This window comes from Pseudomonas fluorescens, from assembly GCF_001648775.1.
Taxonomy (GTDB): domain Bacteria; phylum Pseudomonadota; class Gammaproteobacteria; order Pseudomonadales; family Pseudomonadaceae; genus Aquipseudomonas; species Aquipseudomonas fluorescens_M.
Window position 1 is genome coordinate 103042 of record NZ_LVEJ01000003.1, and the last position, 15203, is coordinate 118244.

The following is a 15203-nucleotide window of genomic DNA, read 5'->3' on the forward strand; positions in this document are numbered from 1 at the left end:
CGGCAAAATCTAAAAGGAGTAACGGTTGGGCTCTGCCAGAGCCCGGGAGTCGTCATCATGAAACGCGTTCTAACCTTCATGCTGCCCGTCGCCGCTGTGATCGCATTGTTGTTTCCAGTGATGTTGCAGGCAGCCAGTCTTGAGCCCATCGACAACGCGGGCGTGCAAGTCCAGCAGCAACAACAGAACGGCATCAGCTATCTGGCCGGCGGGGTCGGTGAGGATGAGGCGAAGGCCATTCAACAAACCACCGGTTACAACCTGCACATGACGTTTTCGGCGGGCGCGCAAAAGGAGTACACCGCTGACGTTGATGTGGTGATTGAAAAGTCGCCGGGACAAACCGTACTGACCCTCAATCACACAGGGCCGCTGGTGTACGTGCAATTGCCACCCGGCAAGTACACCGTGGTCGTCACTCGAAACGGCGAAGTGCGGCACGATGTGACAGACGTCGGCAGCGCCACGGCGCGCAATCTGGTGTTCCACTGGAATGACGCTGGATAGCGATAGGTGTGATTACAGAGTTGAGGCGCGGGTACAATCCCGCGCCTCTTGTTTGGTGATGTAAGGAAGCGCTGGTTTGAAAGGGATTCTTCGGGCTGTTGGTGTTGCAGGCATCGTGTTGCAGTTGACCGGCTGCGGAACGTTTATCGGGCGTTTGAATGATGGCTTGTCCGATGCCCAGTATTACCGCGGGGTTGATGGCAACCTGCACCTGCTGGGCGTGCGTGGCGGGGGCAGCGATGGCATGCCGGCGGCCGTCATCTGTTACATGATGATTGTCTGCCCGGTCATCACCGTCGTATCCCTGCCAGTGGATGCCGCGCTGGATACGGTTCTGCTGCCTGTCGATTACATCAATACACTTTAGGTTTTCTTTGCGCGGCGCTTACGTTTTGGCGGCTGCACAGGCTCCTGCACTTTGCGATAAGCCCACAGCCCGAATACCCCGATCATCAGTAAGAACACTGTGCCGATGCTCTGCTGCACGAACTCAAACCAGAACCGCCGTGGTTGCAGAGCCAGCGTGTAGGTGCTGCGTGGGCCGCGGTTATTGGTGGTGATGGAGCCACTGAGCCAGCTGTCGACCAGCATCCAGATCGAGGTGCCGATGGCGAAAATAATCAGCACGGCAACGAGGACGGTCAGCCAGTAAGTCACGCGGCTTGGGCGGTACGGTGGCGGATGGGGCAGGGGAATGCGGGTGCGTTTCTGGTTCATCGCCGGGATGACCCTCTTCCGTAAGGGGCGATCAAGGTAGCGCGAGTTCAGTGCCTAAAACAGTAGTCAGCAAATCGCAGGCATAAAAAAACCCTGAATCTTGCGATTCAGGGTTTTCGGTATTTGGTGCCCAGAGACGGAATCGAACCGCCGACACGGGGATTTTCAATCCCCTGCTCTACCGACTGAGCTATCTGGGCAACGGGGCGCATTAAAAGGGTTTTTCGGATTTACGTCAACGACTTTTTTAAAATTTCTTAAATTAATTCCGTCGCTTACGATCCGAGCCCCGATTTTGCGGGGTTTACTCTGCGGGCGGAACGTAGCCTTCGGCCTTGGCGTATTCCTCGCCGGAGAAGTACTTGTCCATTTCGCCCTGAAGATATTTGCGGTCTTCGGCGTTCATCATGTTCAGACGCTTTTCGTTGATCAGCAGGGTCTGGTGTTTTTGCCAGTCAGCCCAGGCCTTGGCCGAGACGTGGTCAAAAATATCCTGACCTTTGGCGCCCGGGAAAGGAACGCGGTCCAGCGCGGGCAATTCTTCTTTGTACTTGCGGCACATTACGGTGCGGGTCATGGCGACTCTCCTGCATTCAAGACGGCGGCCGCGCGTTCGAGCAAGGTTTTGACCGGGGCGGCGAGGCCCAGGCGCGGCGGGGTGGCGAGGTTATACCAGAGCCAGTCGGCCTCGGCCACGTGATGGCTGGCCTCCTGTACCTGAACCAGCCAGGGTTCGATGGACAGCTGGAAATGGCTGAAGGTGTGGACAAGGCTCGGCAGCGCCTGCTGCTCGCCCATGGTCAGCGCGTGCTGATCGGCGAGATGTTGCAGGTCGTCGAGGTCGTCAAGTTCCGGCAGGCTCCACAAACCGCCCCACAGGCCCGTCGAAGGGCGACGGTAAAGCAGAATCGCGCCGTCGCCGTTGGCGAGCATCGGCATCAGCGTGCGCTTCTGCGGGATGGCTTTGCGCGGCTTGGGGATCGGGTAGCGGGTTTCGAGGCCAAGCATGTGCGCTTCGCAGCCACGTTCCAGCGGACACAGCAGGCAACTCGGCTTGCTGCGTGTGCACAGTGTCGCGCCAAGATCCATCATCGCCTGGGTGTAGGCGTTGACCCGATCATGCGGCGTGAAGCGCTCGGCGTTGGCCCAGAGCTGTTTGGCGACCTTCGGCTCGCCGGGGTAGCCCTCTTGCGCGGTAAAGCGCGCCAGCACGCGTTTGACATTGCCGTCGAGGATCGGCGCGCGCAGGCCCATGCTGATGCTGGCGATGGCGCCCGCCGTGGACAGGCCGATGCCGGGCAGATCGGTAAGCTTTTCGACGTCACGCGGAAACTCGCCACCGTACTGGCTGACGACAATCTTCGCGGTCTTCTGCAGGTTGCGCGCGCGGGTGTAGTAACCGAGGCCGGTCCACAAGTGCAGTACTTCATCTTCCGGCGCTTCGGCCAGCGCTTCGACCGTCGGCAGCGCAGCCATGAAACGGTCGAAGTAATTGAGCACGGTGCTGACCTGAGTCTGCTGCAACATGATCTCCGACACCCACACCCGATACGGGTTGATGTCCTGCTGCCAAGGCAGATCGTGGCGGCCGTGGCGGTCGAACCATTCCAGCACCGCCGTGGAAAACTGCTCCGCTCTCATCGCTTGAACAGCCCCTTCAATGCGTTTTTCAGTTCCGGGCTGACTTTGTCACCCAGTTTTTCGTCGATCTTTTCGCTGAGCTTGTCGCCGGCCAGTTTGGTCGCGACCTGGCCGAGGCGATCATTGTCGACGCGGCAGGCCTTGGCGCCCAATTCCAGCGGGCCTCGGCAGCGTAGCGGCCACTCGATGCCGACGAATTTTTCGCCGACCTGACAGGCCGGGTCCGGCATGGCGCTGGTGTCGCCTTCGACGATGATGCCGACGCGGTAATCCATGCCGAGCACGCGTAAATCGATGTCGCCGTCACCGTTGACGGTCATGCCGGGGATGCGCACTTTCAGGTCCGGGTTGCTGGCGACACCGTTGCGAAAGGTCAGGTTGCCCTTGAGTTCCTGGAACGGCGTGTCCTTGCCCCGCGGCTCGCCGCTGAGGGTTTTACGGTTGAGTGTGGCGATGCCTTTGCACAGTTGCTGTTCAAGATTGGCGTTGAGCAGCACACCGTTGTTGATCACGAAACTGGCGTTGCCGTTGAGCGTGTCGATGAGCGCCTGCTGGCTGTTGCCGCTGCCGGTCACGTTGCTGGTGAGGGTCACAAGGCCTTTGACGGGCGGGTTCTTGCCTTGGCTTTCGAGAATCTTTTCAACAGGGACCCGGTTGAGCTTGGTCTGCAGGTTCAGCACCGGTGCGGCTGGGCGAACGTCGAGGGTGCCGTTGGCTGCAAAACCACCGTTGTACAGCTCACCACTCAGATTGGTCAGGGTCAGCAAGCCGCCCTGGCCGGTGGCCTTGAGCGCTGCGTTCTGGATCGGCAATTTATCGAGGGTCAACTGGCCGAAGGTCAGGTCAGCGTCGATGTCGAGTTTGGCCAGGCGTTCAACCGGCAGCAGGCGTTCAGTGCTCCAGGCGGTTTTGCTTGGTTTGTCTGGCAGAGGCGTGGAGCCCGCGCCGGCCATGGCATCGGCTTCCGTGCTGGCAACTTCGGCCTGACGCGTTTGTGTGGCGCTGGCGGCTTTTTCCGATTTTGGCGGCAGGTAACGGTCGGCGTTAAATGTGTCGGCCTTGAGGATTGCCCGCAGCGATTGCTTGGCGAAATCTTCGACGGCGATGCGGCCGCTGAAGCTGCTGTCGTCGAGTTTCAGGTTGATGTTGTCGAAGGCGACGCTGGTTGGCGTGGCGGCCACGCGACTGACCAGCTCGACTTTGCTCAGGCTGCCCTCGGCCATCGCCGGGAGTTTCTGGCCGATGCTGTCGACGAACTTCGCCAGATCGAACTGGGCGATGGAAAGGCCGCCAGTGATCTGCGGAGTCTTGTCGAGGTCGTTGGCTTTCAGTTCACCCAACGCGCGCAACTGGTTGGCGGAGATCTTGATGCCGGTCCATTCGGCGACGTTCGCGGCTTTGTCCAGCGATATCTGGCCCTGAGCCGCGAACGTCATGGTCTTGCCTTGCAACGGATCGCCGGCCAGTTCGCCGGACAGCTTCATGTCTTCGAATTTGTAGCGTTGCAGTGCGCGCTCGATGCGCAACTCGCCAGTGAGTTCAGTGCGCACGCGCAGGACGGGCTGGTTGGTGCCGAGGAATGCCGTGGCTTTCACCGGGATATTGGTCGAGTCATGGACCGGCCCCGTACTGAGCTGGATGCTCTCGGCGCTGAACTGCTTGCCGGTCTGCTCGTCGTTGTACTCAACGCGGGCGTTGTTGACGGTCAGGCTGTCGATGTCGAGGCGGATCGGCTGTGGTGGTTTTTCCACTGCAACAGGGGCTTCGGTGGCCGGTTGGCCCGGCGTAGCGGTTGGCGGCGTTGCTCCGGCGGGGGCGGGCACCTTGCCGATGTCTTCCCAGTTGCCGTGGCCGTTCTTGTCACGGTTCAGGCGCAGGTTCAGGCCTTCGACCCGTACGTCGCTCATCTGCACTTCGCGGCGCAGCAACGGCAGCACGCGCACGGACAGGCCGAGCATCTGCAGATCAGCGAACGGTTCGGCAGGTTTGACCAGGGTGGCGACGCTGGCCTCGTGCAACTCCAGGCCGAGCCACGGGAACAGGCTCCAGCCGATATCGCCATTGAGCGTCAGCTCGATGTGGGCCTTGTCGCGGGCTATCTGGCGAATCTCGTCTTTGTAGTCGTTGGGATCGAAGAGGTGGGTCAGGGCAAAACCTGCCGCCACAATGATCAGCAACAACCCGAGAAGTACCAGACCCAGGATTTTGCCGAACGCTTTCATGGGCGAGTCCTTGTAATTAGTCGAATTCGTAATTTAGCCGGGGAGTATAGCGCTGCAAATGCCCGGTTCGGTGTGGCGTCATGTTGCCAGTACCTCCAGCGGGACGTGCAACTTCGCTGCGATGGCCTGAGCTTCAAGATGCCCGGCAGGCGCCAGCAGGCGCAGTTCGGCCCCCGCTTGCGACGCCATTTCCTGCGCTTGGTTCACCAGCCGTTCAGCGACCCCACGGCGACGGGTAACTTTTCGTACGCATAAATGGGACAAGTACCAAACGTCATGGTGCCTTTGCAGGCGCGCTGCGCCGAGCAGGCGATCATTGAAACGTCCGGCAATAAAACAACCGTCAGCCAGGCTGCGCTCGATCAGATCGATCTCCCCGGAAAACGGCGCGAACAGCCACGGCGGAGCGTCGCGGTAGATTTTCTGCAAATCCTGTTGATCCTGATAACTGCTGTCTGCAAGCGCCTGAACGATGATTGGCATGCGTTTCCCCGGTATAGAGATCAGATGACATGAAAAAAGGTGATATCAGTTTGGTTTTTCTGTCACCTGCAAATGGTAACCTTCGCCCGTTCGTCCGTCCTTCTGCGACTTAACGTCGCGCCTTCAAGGAGCTTCACCTTAAAAAACGGTCATGCCTGCGTGCATAAGGCCGAGGGTGAACAGTGGCTGGCGAACCATACTAATAATTGGGGGATACACAATGAGCACGAGCATTACGGCGGACGGCCTCAAAGCCGACCAGCCTGCGTTCCTGTCCAAGGAACGCATCATCGCCAAGCCCGGTTTCAACCGTTGGCTGGTTCCACCGGCCGCTCTGGCCATCCACCTGTGCATCGGCATGGCCTACGGCTTCTCGGTGTTCTGGTTGCCGCTGTCCAAAGCGCTGGGCGTGACCGCTCCGGTGGCTTGCGCACCGGACATGAGCTTCATCACACAAGTGTTTTCGTCGCAATGCGACTGGCCGATCTCCATGCTCGGCTGGATCTACACGCTGTTCTTCATCTTCCTCGGCTGCTCGGCAGCGATCTGGGGTGGCTGGCTGGAACACGCAGGGCCGCGCAAGGCTGGCGTGGTATCGGCACTGTGCTGGTGCGGCGGTCTGCTGATCTCGGCGCTGGGTATTTATACTCACCAGATCTGGCTGATGTGGCTCGGTTCCGGCGTGATCGGTGGTATTGGTCTCGGTCTGGGCTATATCTCGCCGGTCTCGACCCTGATCAAGTGGTTCCCGGACAAGCGCGGCATGGCGACCGGCATGGCGATCATGGGTTTCGGTGGCGGCGCGATGGTTGGTGCACCGCTGGCAACCGCGCTGATGAGCCATTTCGGCTCGGCTGAAGGGGTTGGCGTCTGGCAGAGCTTCGTGGCCATGGCCGCGATCTACTTTGTGTTCATGATCGGTGGTGCTCTGGCTTACCGCGTGCCGCCAACCGGTTGGAAGCCTGAAGGCTGGACGGCGCCGGCAAAGAAAGCGGCGAATGCGATGATCACCAATCGTCATGTGCACGTGAATGTGGCGTGGAAAACCCCACAATTCCGTTTGGTGTGGCTGGTGCTGTGCCTGAACGTATCCGCCGGTATCGGCATCCTCGGCATGGCTTCGCCACTGCTGCAGGAAGTGTTCGGCGGCAAACTGCTGGGCGTTGATGTGCCGTTCGGTCAACTCGACGCCGGGCAACTGGCTTCGATTGCGGCGATTGCTGCCGGCTTCACCGGTTTGCTGAGCCTGTTCAACATCGGTGGTCGTTTCTTCTGGGCGTCGTTCTCGGACTACCTGGGCCGCAAAAACACTTACTTCGTGTTCTTCGCCCTGGGTTTTGCCCTGTACGCGCTGATCCCGAACATGGGCCATCTGGGCAACGTTGCGCTGTTCGTGGCGGCGTTCTGCATCATTCTGTCGATGTACGGCGGTGGTTTTGCCACGGTGCCGGCGTATCTGGCCGACCTGTTCGGTACGCAGATGGTCGGTGCGATCCACGGTCGTCTGCTGACGGCTTGGGCTGCGGCTGGCGTACTGGGTCCAGTGTTGGTGAACTACTTGCGTGAATATCAGTTGAGCATCGGCGTTGAACGCGCTGCCGCTTACGACATCACCTTGTACATCCTCGCCGGTCTGCTGGTGCTGGGTTTCCTCTGCAACCTGCTGGTGCGTCCGGTGGCCGACAAGTACTTCATGACCGACGCGGAACTGGCCGCCGAACAGGCGCTGGGTCACGACAAAGGTGCTGATGCCAGCACGGTTCTGGAGTGGAAAGCCGCGCCGGGCAGCAAGCCGTTGGCCATCGCTGCGTGGCTGGCAGTGGGTATTCCGTTGGCGTGGGGTGTGTGGGTAACCCTGCAGAAGACGGCGGTACTGTTTCACTAAGGTGTTAGCTGGATAAACACCGAATCTGTGGGAGCGAGCCTGCTCGCGAAGACGGAGTGTCAGTCGACATCAGTGTTGGCTGACCCACCGCATTCGCGAGCAGGCTCGCTCCCACATTGGTTTTTGCAGTGCCTGTAATGGCTTGTATGGACATGTCTACCCGCGACAGCCGGGCATTCTATCCGTCAGCCATCTCACCTCTCGTGTTTCTGTTTACGCCCCGCGTGCCTATAATGGCTGCCTTTTTCGCCCAATGATTTTGCGGAGCTGGTGATGGCCGAACGTAAGGCGTCTGTCGAGCGCGACACTCTGGAAACCCAGATCAAAGCCTCGATCAACCTTGATGGCACCGGAAAGGCCCGATTTGATATCGGTGTTCCTTTTCTTGAGCACATGCTGGATCAGATCGCCCGTCACGGGTTGATCGACCTGGATATTGAATGCAAGGGCGATCTGCATATCGACGACCACCATACGGTGGAAGACGTCGGTATCACCCTCGGCCAGGCATTTGCCAAAGCCATCGGCGATAAAAAAGGCATCCGTCGCTACGGCCACGCCTACGTGCCGCTCGATGAAGCGCTGTCGCGTGTGGTCATCGACTTCTCCGGCCGTCCAGGCCTGCAGATGCACGTGCCGTACACCCGCGCCACCGTCGGTGGCTTCGACGTTGACCTGTTCCAGGAATTCTTCCAGGGCTTCGTCAACCATGCGCTGGTCAGCCTGCACATCGACAACCTGCGCGGCACTAACACCCACCACCAGATCGAAACCGTGTTCAAGGCTTTCGGCCGCGCGCTGCGCATGGCCGTCGAGCTGGATGAGCGCATGGCCGGGCAAATGCCATCGACCAAAGGCGTTCTGTAATGCAGACGGTTGCAGTTATCGATTACGGCATGGGCAACCTGCACTCGGTGGCCAAGGCTCTGGAGCACGTCGGTGCTGGCAAGGTGCTGATCACCAGCGATGCGAGCGTGATTCGCGAAGCCGACCGCGTGGTGTTCCCAGGCGTTGGCGCGATTCGCGATTGCATGGCGGAGATCCGTCGCCTCGGTTTCGATTCGCTGGTGCGTGAAGTCAGTCAGGATCGTCCGTTTCTCGGCATCTGTGTCGGCATGCAAGCCTTGCTCGACACCAGCGAAGAGAACGACGGCGTCGACTGCATCGGTCTGTTCCCGGGCGCGGTGAAGTTCTTCGGCAAAGATTTGCACGAAGACGGCGAGCACCTGAAAGTCCCGCACATGGGCTGGAACGAGGTGAAGCAGAAGGTCAGCCACCCGCTGTGGCATGACATTCCGGACATGGCGCGTTTCTACTTCGTGCACAGCTACTACATCGCCGCTGCCAACGCGCGGCAAGTGGTCGGTGGCGGTCATTACGGCGTCGATTTCGCTGCGGCGCTGGCCGATGGCTCGCGTTTCGCCGTGCAGTTCCACCCGGAGAAAAGCCATACCCATGGCCTGCAGTTGCTGCAGAACTTCGCTGCGTGGGACGGTCGCTGGTAAATGGCTGCCAAGAAGTCCAAACCGCCGATTCTGACCCTCACTGCCGAGCAGGAGAGTGACGCCAATCGCAAGATTCAGCGGTTCATGGAAGATCGTTTCGAACTGGACCTGGGTTCGTTCGAAGCGGCGGAAATTCTTGAGCTGTTTACCCGCGAAATTGCTCCGCACTATTACAACAGGGCGATTTTCGATGTGCAGACCCACCTCAAAGAGCGGTTTGAAAGCATCGAAAGCGACCTGTGGGCGCTCGAGAAAAACTGATTTCCGAGCCAAGCTGAACATTCAAATTTGAAGGTTTGCCAGATGCTGATTATTCCCGCTATCGATCTTAAAGACGGTGCCTGCGTACGTCTGCGCCAGGGCCGCATGGAAGATTCCACAGTGTTCTCCGATGACCCGGTGAGCATGGCTGCCAAGTGGGTGGAGGGCGGTTGCCGCCGTCTGCATCTGGTCGATCTGAACGGCGCGTTCGAAGGCCAGCCAGTCAATGGCGAAGTGGTGACTGCGATCGCCAAGCGCTACCCGACCCTGCCGATCCAGATCGGTGGCGGCATCCGCTCGCTGGAAACCATCGAGCACTACGTCAAGGCTGGCGTCAGCTACGTGATCATCGGCACCAAAGCGGTAAAAGATCCGGCGTTCGTCGCTGAAGCCTGCCGCGCGTTCCCGGGCAAGATCATCGTTGGTCTGGATGCCAAAGACGGTTTCGTCGCCACCGATGGCTGGGCTGAAATCAGCACCGTGCAGGTCATCGATCTGGCCAAGCAGTTTGAAGCCGACGGCGTCTCTTCGATCGTTTATACCGACATCGCCAAAGACGGCATGATGCAGGGCTGCAACGTGCCGTTCACCGCTGCGCTGGCCGCGGCCACCAAGATCCCGGTGATCGCTTCCGGCGGTATCCACAATCTGGGTGACATCAAGTCGCTGCTCGACGCCAAGGCGCCGGGCATCATCGGCGCCATCACTGGCCGCGCGATTTACGAAGGCACCCTCGACGTCGCCGAAGCGCAAGCTTTCTGCGATTCGTATAAAGGCTGAGGACTGACCATGGCGCTGGCCAAACGCATCATCCCTTGCCTGGACGTGGACAACGGCCGGGTCGTCAAAGGTGTGAAGTTCGAAAACATCCGCGACGCCGGTGACCCGGTGGAAATCGCCCGTCGCTATGACGAGCAGGGCGCTGACGAGATTACCTTTCTCGACATCACCGCCAGCGTCGATGGCCGCGACACCACGCTGCATACCGTCGAGCGCATGGCCAGTCAGGTGTTCATCCCGCTGACCGTTGGCGGTGGTGTGCGTACCGTGCAGGACATTCGCAACCTGCTCAATGCCGGCGCGGACAAGGTGTCGATCAACACCGCGGCCGTGTTCAACCCGGAATTCGTCGGTGAAGCCGCGCAACATTTCGGCTCGCAGTGCATCGTCGTCGCCATCGACGCGAAAAAAGTCTCGGGACCTGGCGAAACTCCGCGCTGGGAAATCTTTACCCACGGCGGGCGCAAGCCAACCGGCCTCGACGCCGTCGAGTGGGCGAAGAAAATGGAAGGCCTCGGTGCCGGCGAGATCCTGCTGACCAGCATGGATCAGGACGGCATGAAAAACGGTTTTGACCTCGGCGTAACCCGTGCGATCAGCGATGCGCTGGGCATTCCGGTGATCGCTTCCGGCGGCGTCGGCAACTTGCAGCATTTGGCTGACGGCATTCTCGAAGGTCACGCCAGCGCGGTATTGGCGGCGAGTATTTTCCACTTCGGCGAATACACCGTGCAGGAAGCCAAGGCCTACATGGCCAAACGCGGCATCACGATGCGTTAAGCGTCAAAATCGATACAGGCCAGTGGACACCATGGCGCACCCAAGGCACTCTTGGGCACGCCATGGATTTCGGTAGCCCGACATGATCAAACGCCTGCTTCTTGTTCTCGCCAGCGCCTCGATGTTGCTCATCAACACCGCCCGCGCCGAAACCAGTCCCGACACCGATCTGGTGCTGCTCACCGAAAACTTCCCGCCGTACAACATGGCGAAGAACGGCAAGAATTTCGCCCAGGGCGAGAACATCAACGGCATTGCCACCGACATCGTTCGGGAAATGTTCCAGCGTGCCGGCATCACTTACAGCCTGACCCTGCGTTTCCCTTGGGAGCGCGTCTACAAACTCGCCCTGGAAAACCCCGGTTACGGCGCCTTCGTGATGGCGCGCCTGCCGGACCGCGAAAAACTCTTCAAATGGGTCGGCCCGATCGGCCCCGACGACTGGATCATGTTGGCCAAGGCTGACAGCAAGATCACCCTCGACACCCTCAACGACGCGCGCAAGTACAAAATCGGCGCCTACAAGGGCGATGCGATTGCCGAGACGCTGGCCAAGCAGGGCCTGAAGCCGATTGTGGTGCTGCGCGATCAGGACAACGCGAAGAAGCTGGTCAGCGGGCAGATCGATCTGTGGGCCACCGGTGACCCCGCTGGACGCTATCTGGCACGTCAGGATGGCGTCACCGGGCTCAAAACCGTGCTGCGCTTCAACAGCGCCGAACTTTACCTTGCGCTGAACAAGGACGTGTCAGACGCGGTTGTCAGCAAGTTGCAGGCTGCGCTGGATCAAATGCGCAAGGACGGCGTTGTCGACGAAATCATGGGGCGTTATCTGTAACGGCCGGTAATGACGCCTGCTCTGGCTCATTGACGATTTCGCTTTGCGCAGCAGAAGTGCCGATATCGTCTTGCCGCTGTGGTTGCTCTTGCCGCGGGATAATCGAGTCCGGTTGCGGCGCCATGTACTCGCTGAAGTGCAAGCTGTTGCTGTCGGTGTAACTGATATCGCTGGTGACGCGTGTGCCGTCCGCGCGCAGCAGCGAATAATCACTCTGAAGTAGATACACCGCCACTGAACGGTTACCGGCGATGACGGCGGCGACGTCAATGGGCGCGGGGTTGCGCCATTCGTTGGAGTGGAATTCGCACTGGCTAAAGTCGTTGTTCAAGCGCGCCGAAAACAGAAAAGGACGCGGCAGATTTTTTTGCCACTGGACGCCGAACTCGATCGAGGTGGTGTCGGTGAAGGTGCGCAGGCTTTCGGATTGCTGTGCGCGGGGCGCGGTCCAGCGGAACGTCCTGCTGTCGTTCTCGCTATTGTGGCAATGGCCGACGAGCTGATAATGATCGGTGCGCTGCAGTAAATAGTACGGCGACTGAAGCAATTGTTGCGGTGGCGCAAGTTGCGGATCTTTGACCGTGAACCAAGGCAATCGGGCGGTGTAAGCAGGTTGCTCGGACGCCTGCACGGTGGCCGGTGTGTCACTGTCGAGGACGGGCGCGACTGGGCGCGGACCCGCCTGAAGCGAGATCGGCATGCAGAGCGAATAGACGGTGAGTTCCGCCGCTCTGGCATATCCGCTGCAGCCGACAAAAGTGCCGGGTGCCAGATGAATTTCATCTGACGAGGCCGCTGGCGGAACGGCACTCCAGGTGCTGATACTCTGTCGTGCACCGCTGCCCTTGTCGTTCCAGACAGGTTCGGCGAGACCTGAGGCGCTGACCAGGTCCATACGCACGCAGCGGACAGCGTTGAGCGAAGGCTTTTCGTGGCCGTCTGAACACACCGAACCCAGTGCCACGTAGCCCGCGGGAGGAACCGGGCGCCAGATGGCACCATTTCTCTTTGCGCCAGAGCCGGAATCTTTCCAGATCAGTTCGTAATCTTCAGGGCGGCGCAGTGCTTTGCCTTTGGCAGGGTCTGCACTGGCTGTTTCAGCCTCGCAAACCACCGCCACCACGTGTCTACCGCTGATGTTGCCGTGGCCATCATTGGCCACATCCCCCAGCGGAAAATAGCCGGGCAGCACATCGGCGGCGGGGATGGGGCGCCAGAAGGCTCCCGGTTTTGCCCGCGAACCGGCGGTGTCCCAGATGCGCAAAAACTCGGTGGTGAAGCTGATCAGCAGGTTGTCGTGGCGCATGGCTTGCGCTGGCCCGACAGGCACAGCAATGGGGTCATATGTCGTCATGGTAAATCCTGATAGTTGAATGGCGACTCAGGGGAGTCGCGACCTGTTACAGGTCTCACTATCCGGATGTGGGCCGGGCGTCTGGCGGTAACTATGTATCGGACCGGGAAAAGTTATTACCGATAGATCCCGTCTTTGCCATGACCCGCCATAGCGCGATTGCTGCGCACGCTGATCATCTGCTTGATGTCGATCCAGTCGATGCCCTGGGCCTTCAGCTTGGGCAATTCGCGCGCAAGCACCGCCAGTGTCTGCGGATACGGATGCCCGATCATCACTGCCGAACCCTGTTTGTGCGCCAGGCTGATCGCGGTCTGCAACTGCGTGTAGATTGCCGCTTCAGTACGCTCATCGTCGAGAAACACATCGCGCGAGACGCTGGCCAAATCGATCTTCTGCGCCTGTTGCGCCGCCACGGTCTGCGCGCTGGTGCGGCTGTCGACAAAGAACTTGTGCCGGCGCTGCAACTCGCCCATCAACCACGCCATTGCCACTGGTTGCGCCGTCATGCGGCTGCCCATGTGGTTATTGATGCCAGCGGTGTAGGGGACCATTTTGAACGCGGCGTTCAGGCGTTTTTCCAGTTCTTCGATAGGCAGATCGGGGTGCCAGGCGTAGGGCCCGGTGGCCGGATCCATTGGCATGTGCAGGATGACGATCTTGCCGGCGCGATGAGCCTCGCGGGCAAATTCGGTGGCGTGCGGGGTGTCGGGCATGATTGCCGTGGTCACCGGGCCGGGCAGGGCCAGCACGCGGCGATCCCGGGGCAGGTTCTGCCCCAGGTCGTCGATGATCAGTGTCAGATAGGCTTTGTGTGGCTTTGGGCTGACGGGCTCTGCGTGAGCAGCACCCGCCAGACAGCACAACAGAACGAAGACGAAACGCAGAGACATGCTCAACGGCCGGACGTGATGCTCAGCCCTTTGAGCAGGCTCAGGGCCTGGGCCAGTTGGTAGTCGTCATCCTGCGGCATGGCTTTAGGCTTGGCGCCGGAGCCGGTCGGTTTGTCCGCGCCGCCGTTGCCGTTGCCCAAGTGACCTTGCAGATCGGCTTCCTTGAAGTAATCGCCATCGGCCTCATTGGTGATCTTGGCCTTGCGCACTTCGATGTCCGGAACAATGCCTTGCGCCTGAATCGAACGGCCATTGGGCGTGAAATACAGCGCCGTGGTGATTTTGAGGGCGCGGTCGTTGTTCAGCGGCAGCACGGTCTGTACCGAGCCCTTGCCGAAACTGGTGGTGCCCATGACCACGGCGCGTTTCTGATCCTGCAGAGCGCCGGCGACGATTTCCGAAGCCGAGGCGCTGCCACCGTTGATCAGCACGACCATCGGCACCGCTTCGCTTTCGTCTTTGCCGGTGGCAGAGAAACGCAGTTCGGAATTGGCTATGCGGCCTTTGGTGTAGACGATCAGGCCTTTGGTGATGAAGTGGTCGACCACTTCCACCGCCGCCTGCAACACGCCGCCCGGGTTGTTGCGCAGGTCGAGAATGATGCCGTTGAGCTTCTTGCCGTTGTCCTTGCGCAGCTTGGCCAGGGCTTTGGAAACCTCTTCGCCGGTCTTGACCTGGAACTGGGTGATGCGGATGTACGCATAGCCGGTTTCCAGCAGTTGCGCCTTGACGCTCTTCACCTGAATCACCGCGCGCGCCAGGGTCACGTCGAACGGCGTGCCGCCATCGCGCACCAGGGTCAGGGTGATTTTCTGGCCGATCTTGCCGCGCATCTTGTCGACGGCTTCGGTCATGGTCTGGCCGCGAGTCGGCGCACCGTTGATCTTGACGATGAAGTCGCCGGCCTGAATGCCGGCCTTCGACGCCGGGGTGTCGTCGATTGGCGAGACAACCTTGATGAAGCCGTCTTCAGCGCCGACTTCGATACCCAAGCCGCCAAACTCACCGCTGGTGCTTTCCTGCAATTCGGTGAAGTCTTCAGGGCCGAGATAGGCCGAGTGCGGATCGAGGTTGCTGAGCATGCCTTTGATCGCATTTTCGAGCAGGGTCTTGTCGTCCACCGGTTCGACGTAAGCGGCTTTGATCCGGTCCATGACCTCGGCAAAGGTGCGCAACTCTTCCAGCGGCAACGGTGCCTTGGAGGTCGCGGCAGTGCCTGCCGGAGCGACGGTCGGGGCCGGTTGCGCGGCGAACGCCAGAGGCGCGCCGATCACCAGAGCGATCGTCAGGGCCAGCGAGGTAAGGCGGGACAAATGCAGCATGTCGAACGAACTCCT

At 60.1% G+C, this 15203-nt stretch carries 17 protein-coding genes and 1 tRNA gene; 9 read left to right on the forward strand and 9 right to left on the reverse strand.

From position 1 onward, the window contains the following. Window positions 1-57 precede the first annotated feature (57 nt). Both A8O26_RS04940 and A8O26_RS04945 read left to right on the forward strand, forming a co-directional pair. The gene (locus tag A8O26_RS04940; protein ID WP_064117026.1) at window positions 58-507 is read left to right on the forward strand and encodes a hypothetical protein; all 450 of its coding nucleotides are present in this window, start codon (window positions 58-60) and stop codon (window positions 505-507) included. A gap of 76 nt (window positions 508-583) precedes the next feature. Further along, window positions 584-874 carry a YceK/YidQ family lipoprotein gene (locus A8O26_RS04945; protein ID WP_064117027.1) on the forward strand — a complete coding sequence of 97 codons (291 nt, stop codon included), beginning with the start codon at window positions 584-586 and terminating at the stop codon, window positions 872-874. Here the strand turns inward: A8O26_RS04945 and A8O26_RS04950 are convergent. The 6 genes from A8O26_RS04950 to A8O26_RS04975 form a co-directional block, all read right to left on the reverse strand. Then, window positions 871-1224 (reverse strand): hypothetical protein, encoded by a 354-nt coding sequence (locus tag A8O26_RS04950; protein WP_064117028.1) that lies wholly within the window; start codon window positions 1222-1224, stop codon window positions 871-873. The two genes, A8O26_RS04945 and A8O26_RS04950, sit on opposite strands and share 4 nt — an antisense overlap. Before the next feature lie 124 nt (window positions 1225-1348). Next, window positions 1349-1424: transfer RNA gene (locus A8O26_RS04955), tRNA-Phe, on the reverse strand. Between the two features lie 104 nt (window positions 1425-1528). Next, a complete protein-coding gene (locus A8O26_RS04960; RefSeq protein WP_064117029.1) occupies window positions 1529-1801 on the reverse strand; it encodes an oxidative damage protection protein in 273 nt (90 codons plus the stop codon). Beyond that, window positions 1798-2865, reverse strand: coding sequence for an A/G-specific adenine glycosylase (mutY, locus tag A8O26_RS04965; protein WP_064117030.1), 1068 nt, complete (start codon window positions 2863-2865; stop codon window positions 1798-1800). Before mutY ends, A8O26_RS04960 begins: the two co-directional genes overlap by 4 nt. Continuing rightward, complete coding sequence (locus A8O26_RS04970) at window positions 2862-5087, reverse strand: AsmA family protein (protein ID WP_064117031.1); 2226 nt, start codon at window positions 5085-5087, stop codon at window positions 2862-2864. The genes mutY and A8O26_RS04970 overlap by 4 nt, the downstream gene beginning before the upstream one ends. 78 nt (window positions 5088-5165) lie before the next feature. Next, on the reverse strand, window positions 5166-5570 hold the full coding sequence (locus A8O26_RS04975) for an acetyl-CoA sensor PanZ family protein (protein ID WP_064117032.1): 405 nt from the start codon (window positions 5568-5570) through the stop codon (window positions 5166-5168). A 220-nt stretch (window positions 5571-5790) separates the two neighbouring features. On the opposite strand from A8O26_RS04975, the gene A8O26_RS04980 reads away from it, so the two are divergent. From A8O26_RS04980 to A8O26_RS05010, 7 genes are all read left to right on the forward strand, one after another. Beyond that, on the forward strand, window positions 5791-7455 hold the full coding sequence (locus A8O26_RS04980; protein ID WP_064117033.1) for an OFA family MFS transporter: 1665 nt from the start codon (window positions 5791-5793) through the stop codon (window positions 7453-7455). Window positions 7456-7728: 273 nt separating this feature from the next. Then, window positions 7729-8322, forward strand: coding sequence for an imidazoleglycerol-phosphate dehydratase HisB (gene hisB / locus A8O26_RS04985; protein ID WP_007909204.1), 594 nt, complete (start codon window positions 7729-7731; stop codon window positions 8320-8322). Continuing rightward, window positions 8322-8960 (forward strand): imidazole glycerol phosphate synthase subunit HisH, encoded by a 639-nt coding sequence (gene hisH / locus A8O26_RS04990; protein ID WP_064117034.1) that lies wholly within the window; start codon window positions 8322-8324, stop codon window positions 8958-8960. The genes hisB and hisH overlap by 1 nt, the downstream gene beginning before the upstream one ends. Beyond that, entirely contained in the window at window positions 8961-9221 is a 261-nt protein-coding gene (locus tag A8O26_RS04995; protein ID WP_064117035.1) for a DUF2164 domain-containing protein, read from the forward strand. Window positions 9222-9263: 42 nt separating this feature from the next. After that, a complete protein-coding gene (hisA, locus tag A8O26_RS05000) occupies window positions 9264-10001 on the forward strand; it encodes a 1-(5-phosphoribosyl)-5-[(5-phosphoribosylamino)methylideneamino]imidazole-4-carboxamide isomerase (protein WP_007909210.1) in 738 nt (245 codons plus the stop codon). 9 nt (window positions 10002-10010) lie between these two features. After that, window positions 10011-10781, forward strand: coding sequence for an imidazole glycerol phosphate synthase subunit HisF (hisF, locus tag A8O26_RS05005; protein WP_053116590.1), 771 nt, complete (start codon window positions 10011-10013; stop codon window positions 10779-10781). Between the two features lie 82 nt (window positions 10782-10863). Continuing rightward, the gene (locus A8O26_RS05010) at window positions 10864-11619 is read left to right on the forward strand and encodes a substrate-binding periplasmic protein (RefSeq protein ID WP_064117036.1); all 756 of its coding nucleotides are present in this window, start codon (window positions 10864-10866) and stop codon (window positions 11617-11619) included. Here A8O26_RS05010 and A8O26_RS05015 read toward each other — a convergent pair. The 3 genes from A8O26_RS05015 to A8O26_RS05025 form a co-directional block, all read right to left on the reverse strand. Beyond that, complete coding sequence (locus A8O26_RS05015; protein WP_064117037.1) at window positions 11600-12973, reverse strand: Vps62-related protein; 1374 nt, start codon at window positions 12971-12973, stop codon at window positions 11600-11602. The genes A8O26_RS05010 and A8O26_RS05015 overlap by 20 nt on opposite strands. Window positions 12974-13089: 116 nt before the next feature. Then, entirely contained in the window at window positions 13090-13866 is a 777-nt protein-coding gene (locus tag A8O26_RS05020) for a divergent polysaccharide deacetylase family protein (protein ID WP_064117038.1), read from the reverse strand. 2 nt (window positions 13867-13868) lie between these two features. Further along, window positions 13869-15188, reverse strand: a complete 1320-nt coding sequence (locus tag A8O26_RS05025; RefSeq protein WP_034153013.1) for a S41 family peptidase — start codon at window positions 15186-15188, stop codon at window positions 13869-13871. Between the last annotated feature and the right edge of the window lie 15 nt (window positions 15189-15203).